The organism is Calditrichota bacterium (genome assembly GCA_016867835.1).
Lineage (GTDB): Bacteria > Electryoneota > AABM5-125-24 > Hatepunaeales > Hatepunaeaceae > VGIQ01.
Genome location: VGIQ01000133.1, coordinates 1 through 6,742, shown reverse-complemented (window position 1 = coordinate 6,742; position 6,742 = coordinate 1). Strand labels below are relative to the sequence as shown.

Genomic DNA, 6,742 nt, shown 5'->3' with positions numbered 1-6,742 from the left:
TCAGAAAGCTGTTGGTTCGCTATGAGAAGAGAACAGCAAGCTATGTGGCCCTAGCGCAATTGGCTTGCGCCATCATTGCCTACAGAAAAGTAGGCGTTATTTACGGATAAGCACTTAATCCGACGAAGGACTTTACGACTACCAAATCCTCGACCCAAACACGAATCATTGACTCATCAATCCTCGCGATGGCATCTTTGAGGTTTGTTACCATTGATTCGATCTTTTTCGCTGCCATCTCAATTGCCATTGGATAACGCTCCAAATACCACTCTGCCCATTCCCGAAGGCTATGCCCACCATACTCCGGCACAATATCTGCCAACTTGCCAACTACTTTGGGACGTGTTCCCTGTGCGTTTTGATTGGCAAGATTCAGAATCTGCGTAACATATTTAGGGAAATGTGGTGGGGCTTGCCCCAACAATTCGGCCATTTCTGTGAATGTTAGTGACACCTTCTTCATAAACATCTCCTCACCTTTCTGCTATTCTTGAACCATATGTCTTTCGCCTGGGATCGATTATTCGCCTTAATCCCACCTCATCCGTAAATCGATATGGTAGTTCAGCGACATTTGATGCCACTTTTCTATCTGACGGTTTGACCACTCGAACAGTCAGGTCTGACAAAAGTTCCAACAGACCTCCCGCCTCGGCCTCCAGCCGCAGCCGGACACGTTCGATGTAATCGCCGCTTATCTCGTAGCCAATACTGTTGCGATCAGCCTTCATCGCAGCCAGCGTCGTTGTTCCGCTTCCAAGAAAAGGATCGAGCACTGTTTCACCAACAAATGAAAACATCCTGATCAACCTGTATGGCAATTCCAACGGAAACGCCGCCATATGATTGGCCTGCTTCTCACCGGGAAAATCCCAATGGCCCGCGAAATAGCGATTCCACTCCTCCGTCGTCAAACGCGACGCTTCCTTTTGCTCACGTGTTACTTTTGGAAGTTTTCCCAACTTCTTGAAGAGTAAGATGAATTCATAATCGATCTTAACGATGCCATTGCGGGGATAGGGAAACGAACCCATCACGGCAGCGCCACCTGTGGTATTGGTGGTAGTTACCTTTTGCCAGATGATTGCACCCATATAGTCCAAGCCAATAGTCTCGCAAAATCGGATAATTTCAGTGCGTATCGGAATGACTTTATAGCGTCCGTAATAGACCGATCTAGCGAACTGATCGCCGACATTGATGCACAGTCGACAACCCGGTTGCAGCGCCCGATTGCACTCCATCCAAACATGATTAAGATTGTTTACATAATCTTCATAACTATCATGGAAGCCTATTTGCCCTTCATCCGGTGTAGTGCCATAATCCTTTAATTGCCAGTAAGGTGGCGAGGTAATTATTAGATGCACGGACTCATCGGCAACCTCCGACATTTGACGTGCATCCCCCCTTATTATTGTATGCTCCCTCACTTCCCCGCCTCCTTCCTCAGCCTCTCCCACCCCGCCTTGAGCGCCTCCGAGAGCACTTTCGTCGCGGCCGTTACCGGCATGAAGTTGGTATCTCCGTTCCAGCGCGGGACGATATGGATGTGCAAGTGCCCCGGCAGGCCGGCTCCCGCCACCCGGCCGAGGTTCATCCCGAGGTTGAAGCCGTCGGGCCGGTAAGCCGCCTGCAGCCACTCGACTGCCCGGCGGACGACGTCGTTCACGTGCCGCGCTTCGTCCGCGGTCATTTGGCTCAACTCTCCGATATGCCGCACTGGAGCCACCAAAAGATGTCCGTTGTTATAGGGATAGATGTTCATCATCACGACCGCAAGGTCATCCCGATAGACAACCAAAGCCACCCGATCAACCCCTTTCGCCGCCCCTGCGCAAAGGAAGCAGTCGCCCGGTACTGGATTGTCCGCATGCTGCATCCCGGTTCCAGTCCCGCCTTCGCGGGAATGACGATCGGTAACGGAATCGTCTTTGGCGGACTCGATGTAGGCCAGCCGCCACGGCGCCCATAGACGATCCAGCCTACTCTTCCTCCCCTCCCTTGGCGCGGCGCGCCTCGTAGGTTTCCATCAACTTCTTCTGAATGTCGCCCGGGACCTCCTCGTAATGCGAGAAGGTCTGCCGGTGCAGCCCCCGGCCGCCCGTCAGCGACCGCAGGGTGCTCGAGTACTTGTGCAGTTCCCCCAGCGGCACCTTGGCCTTGATCACCTGAAAGCGTCCGTCGCGGTCCATTCCCAGAATCTTGCCGCGTTTCGACGAGACGTCTCCCATCACATCGCCCATATACTCCTCCGGCACCCGCACCTCGAGGTCGTAGATCGGCTCGAGGACGACCGGACGAGCCTCCTGAAAGACCTTCTTGAAGCCCATCGATCCGGCGATCTTGAACGAGTTCTCCGACGAATCGACCGTGTGATACGAGCCGTCATAAACTGTCACCCGCACATCGACTACCGGAAAGCCGGAGATGACGCCGTCGGTCATCGCTCCCCGGACGCCCTTTTCGACCGCCGGTATGAACTTGCCTGGGATCACCCCGCCCACGATCGCATCGACAAACTCGAAGGCGCCGCCTCGCGGGAGTGGCTCAAGTTTGAGCCAGCAGTCCCCGAACTGCCCCCGGCCGCCGGTTTGCTTCTTGAACTTGCCCTGCCCTTCAGCGGTCGCGCGGATCGTCTCGCGATAGGGGATCTTCGGATCCTCCTGATCGACCTCCACTCCGAATCGCTCCTTCAGCCGCTCGAGCAGGATCAAGAGATGCAACTCCCCTTGACCCTCGATGATCAACTGCGCCAGTTCAGGATCATAGTGGAACTTGAACGAAGGATCCTCCTCCGCCAGAATGTGGAGCGCGTTGGAGATCTTCTCTTCGTCGCCACGGTTGCGGGGCACCACTGCCGTCCGGGTAACCGGATCCGGGAAGTCGATGCCGCCAAGGATGAGCCCGTCCTTGGCTTGCGACAACGTATTCCCGGTGTGAGTGTCGCGCAACTTGACCAATGCTCCGATGTCGCCGGCCGAAACCTCGTCGATGTTCTTACGGCTCTTGCCGCTGACCGAAAAGATCTGCCCAATCTTCTCCGTTGTCCCGCGGGAAGTGTTACGCAGATCGGCGCCGACGGTCACCTTGCCGCCATAGACGCGGAAGAACGAAAGGTCGCCGACGTGCTGTTCTGAGATCGTCTTGAAGACCAGCGCGGCTGCTGTGCTGCCGGCATCGCAGAAGACCTTGGTTGACTTCCCGCCGGCTTCCTGAATTGCCTCCGCCGGTCCGACGTCGAGCGGCGACGGCAGATACTCGGCAATGAAGTCCAGCAACAGCGTTGCGCCGACCTGACTCTTCGCCGCACTGCACAGGATCGGGAATAATTTCCCGTCGAGTATGCCCTTTCTAAGGCCTTGAATCATCTCGTCCGACGAAAGGCCGTCGTTGGCGAAGAACTGCTCCATCAGGGCGTCGTCTGCTTCGGCACAACGTTCCACCAGCCGGGTTCGCATTTCGTCAGCGCGTGTTTTCAAGTCCACCGGGATGTCCGACCGCGACTTCTCGCTGCCGTCCTTATTGTAATCAACCAACTTCATCGCGATCAGATCGACGATCTGGTGAAATCCGTCCGATCCCTCGCCCACCGGGAACTGCACCGGAACTGCAGCCTCAAAGCGCTCCGACAAGGCCCGGACGGTGCGCTCGAAACTGACATGCTCCTTGTCAAGGTGATTGATTAGGAAACACCTTCCGGTGTGACGCTCCTCGCAAAAGCCCCAGAAGAGTTCCGTCCCGACCTCGATACCCGAAGTTGCGTTGATCAGCATCAGAGCAGTATCGGCGACCCGGATGGCGCACCTGACATCCCCCTGAAAGTCGGTGAAACCGGGCGTGTCGAGGAGGTTGATTTTGGTCCCCTTATGCTCGCCGGTCAGGAGCGTTGTGGAAATCGACATCCGGCGGCTCATTTCGTCGGGATGGTAGTCGCTCTGGGTGTTGCCTTCCTCGACCGATCCCATCCGGCTGGTAGCGCCCATTCTGAAAAGCAAAGCTTCGGTCAGGGTGGTCTTGCCGGAAGTCTGGTGACCGGTCAGGACAAGGTTGCGGATCCGCTCGGGATGGACGTCTTTCATAGAACTTTGGGTTAGGCGGTTGGCTTGGGATGTCAGGCTGGGAACCCTGGCCTGACGCTAATTTGGGAAACCGGAATAAGTAGATTATAATAATCATTGCCGGTCGCTGAGGCAAGGCGATTCGACGCGCCCCGGTTCCCTTACATCTCGAACCCGTTACTAACGAACTCAATAAAGCAGTCCCTTCACAATGAACAACTCCTCCGGCAATACTATAGACACACTTCTCAACGAGGAACGGCTCTATCCTCCTCCGGCGGAGTTCGTCGCTCAGGCTAATGTCTCCGACCCGGCAGTTTACGAGAATGCAGCGTCCGATCCCGAGGCGTTCTGGGCTTCCTTTGCCCGGGACCTGGTCTGGCGCAAGTCCTGGGAGCGCATCCTCGAGGGAACTCCGCCCGACGTCAAATGGTTTGTGGGCGGGAAGTTAAACATCACGGAATCGATCCTCGACCGCCACATCGTCGGCCCAAATCGCAACAAAGCCGCTCTCATCTGGGAAGGTGAACCCGGCGAGCGACGAACCCTCACCTTCTGGGAACTCTACCGGGAAACCTGCAAGTTCGCCAGTGCCCTGCGCTCCCTTGGCGTCACTAAAGGCGACCGGGTGGCAATCTATATGCCGGTGGTGCCGGAGTTGGTCATCGCTCTTCTGGCTTGTGCACGTATTGGAGCCGTCCATTCCGTTGTCTTCGGCGGATTCTCGCCCGACGCACTTAGAGAACGTATCAACGATGCGGGAGCCAAGGTCCTCGTGACCGCCGATGGAGGCTATCGCCGGGGTCGTATTGTTCCGCTCAAGCACGATGCAGATCTCGCACTTGAAGGCTGTCCGACCATTCGCCATGTCGTCGTTCATAAGCGAGGGGATTTCGCAATACACTTCAGCGAAGGGCGGGACCATTGGTGGCACCGACTGGTGGAAGACGCTTCACCGGACTGCCCGGCTGAAGAAATGGACGCCGAAGATCCGCTATTCATCCTCTATACTTCGGGCACAACCGGCAAGCCGAAAGGCATTTTGCACACCACCGGGGGCTATATGACCGGGGTCTATGCCACCTCGAAGTGGGTCTTCGATCTCAAGCCTGAGGATCGTTTCTGGTGCACGGCGGACATCGGCTGGGTAACCGGGCATTCTTACGTCGTCTATGGGCCTCTGCTTTGCGGCGCAACCGAGGTTATATACGAAGGTGCGCCCGACTGGCCGGACCGGGATCGCTTCTGGCGCATCATCGAGGAATACGGCGTTTCGATCTTCTACACCGCTCCAACCGCAATCCGCACTTTTATGCGATGGGGCGAGGAGTGGCCGGGGCGGCATGACCTCACTTCACTAAGGTTACTCGGCACCGTCGGAGAGCCGATCAACCCGGAAGCCTGGGTATGGTATCATCGCGTGATCGGAAGAGAGCGCTGCCCGGTGGTTGACACCTGGTGGCAGACTGAGACCGGTCACATCCTCATAACGCCTCTGCCCGGTATCACTACCTGCAAGCCAGGCTCTGCAGCCAGGCCGTTCCCCGGGATTAAGGCGGCGGTGTTGAATGAGAAGGGCGACGCCTTGGAGGTCGGAGGCGGCTACCTCGGTCTCGTAGCACCTTGGCCGGGGATGCTTAGAACCATCTGGGGCGACCATGAGCGTTTTCGCAAGACCTACTGGTCCAAATGGCCCGGTTTATACTTCCCTGCCGATGGAGCGAAGATCGACGAGGACGGTTTCTTCTGGCTGCTGGGTCGTGTCGATGATGTCATGCTCGTAGCCGGGCATAATATCTCCACGATGGAGGTGGAGAGCGCGCTGGTCGATCATCCCTCGGTTGCTGAGGCCGCAGTGGTCGGCATCCCACATGACATCAAAGGCCAGGCGCCGGCGGCCTTCGTAACGCTCAGAGCCAGCATCCAACCCGATCCCGCGCTAATGGAAGAACTCAAGGCTCATGTTGGCACCAAGATCGGATCCATAGCCCGACCCGAGCAGATACACTTCTCGCGAGATCTGCCGAAGACGCGCTCGGGGAAAATCATGCGCCGGCTGTTAAGGGATATTGCAAACGGAAGTGCGCTGGGCGATGTTACGACGCTTGCCGATCCTCAGGTAGTGGAGGAACTGCGCCAGAAATACGAGGAAGAATAGTGAGGAGAGATTGGTTGCGTCACTAACGCATCAGCACCGCTTTGACGGTGCGGGAGTGGGAGCCGGCCTGAAGACGGAGGAAATAGATGCCGGAGGGAAGTGTGAAAGTGCCAAAGTGCGAAAGTGCGAAAGTATGGCTTCCCGGGGATAGAGGGCCGTCGTGAAGACGGAGGACTTCCCTCCCGTCGAGCGCGTAGAGGCTGAGCCGGACGGGCATGAGACCCCCCACCTGCGCACTTGGAAGGCGGACATTCTTGTCCGCCCTTAGGGCGGGCAGGAATGCCCGCCCTCCAAGACCAACTGTCACCGTCGCCTGATCGTTAAACGGATTCGGCGCAATCGTAAGCGAGAGGGGATCATCATCCCCTTTTCCATTCTCGTCATCCCCGCCTCCCCCCTCGTCATCCCCGCGCAGGCGGGGATCCAGTCCAGCGCTTAGAGAATGGACATTGACAACCCAAACTTGCACATCCTCCTCCCACTCCTCCTCGCTTACTCGCTCCCTCGCATATCCGCTCAC

General features: G+C 57.0%; 6 protein-coding genes. 2 read left to right on the top strand and 4 right to left on the bottom strand.

Annotated features, from left to right (window positions below; all coding sequences use genetic code 11):
• Positions 1-110: IS5/IS1182 family transposase (locus FJY67_10690; GenBank protein ID MBM3329918.1), on the top strand; the 110-nt coding region annotated here is incomplete at its 5' end.
• Here FJY67_10690 and FJY67_10685 read toward each other — a convergent pair.
• The 4 genes from FJY67_10685 to fusA are packed head-to-tail and all read right to left on the bottom strand — an operon-like array spanning position 101 to position 4,085.
• Complete coding sequence (locus tag FJY67_10685; GenBank protein MBM3329917.1) at positions 101-472, bottom strand: MjaI family restriction endonuclease; 372 nt, start codon at positions 470-472, stop codon at positions 101-103. The genes FJY67_10690 and FJY67_10685 overlap by 10 nt on opposite strands.
• Positions 473-476: 4 nt before the next feature.
• Entirely contained in the window at positions 477-1,397 is a 921-nt protein-coding gene (locus FJY67_10680; protein ID MBM3329916.1) for a site-specific DNA-methyltransferase, read from the bottom strand.
• A 35-nt stretch (positions 1,398-1,432) separates the two neighbouring features.
• On the bottom strand, positions 1,433-1,987 hold the full coding sequence (locus FJY67_10675) for an HIT domain-containing protein (protein MBM3329915.1): 555 nt from the start codon (positions 1,985-1,987) through the stop codon (positions 1,433-1,435).
• A 1-nt stretch (position 1,988) separates the two neighbouring features.
• A complete protein-coding gene (gene fusA, locus FJY67_10670; protein ID MBM3329914.1) occupies positions 1,989-4,085 on the bottom strand; it encodes an elongation factor G in 2,097 nt (698 codons plus the stop codon).
• 190 nt (positions 4,086-4,275) lie between these two features.
• Between fusA and acs the strand changes: the two genes are divergently transcribed.
• Positions 4,276-6,222 (top strand): acetate--CoA ligase, encoded by a 1,947-nt coding sequence (gene acs / locus FJY67_10665; protein MBM3329913.1) that lies wholly within the window; start codon positions 4,276-4,278, stop codon positions 6,220-6,222.
• Positions 6,223-6,742 lie beyond the last annotated feature (520 nt).

Excerpts from the sequence above, each read along its gene's own strand:
- FJY67_10685 (MBM3329917.1), bottom strand. The coding sequence starts at position 472 with ATGTTTATGAAGAAGGTGTCACTAACATTCACAGAAATGGCCGAATTG.
- fusA (MBM3329914.1), bottom strand. The coding sequence starts at position 4,085 with ATGAAAGACGTCCATCCCGAGCGGATCCGCAACCTTGTCCTGACCGGT.
- FJY67_10680 (MBM3329916.1), bottom strand. The coding sequence starts at position 1,397 with ATGTCGGAGGTTGCCGATGAGTCCGTGCATCTAATAATTACCTCGCCA.
- acs (MBM3329913.1), top strand. The coding sequence starts at position 4,276 with ATGAACAACTCCTCCGGCAATACTATAGACACACTTCTCAACGAGGAA.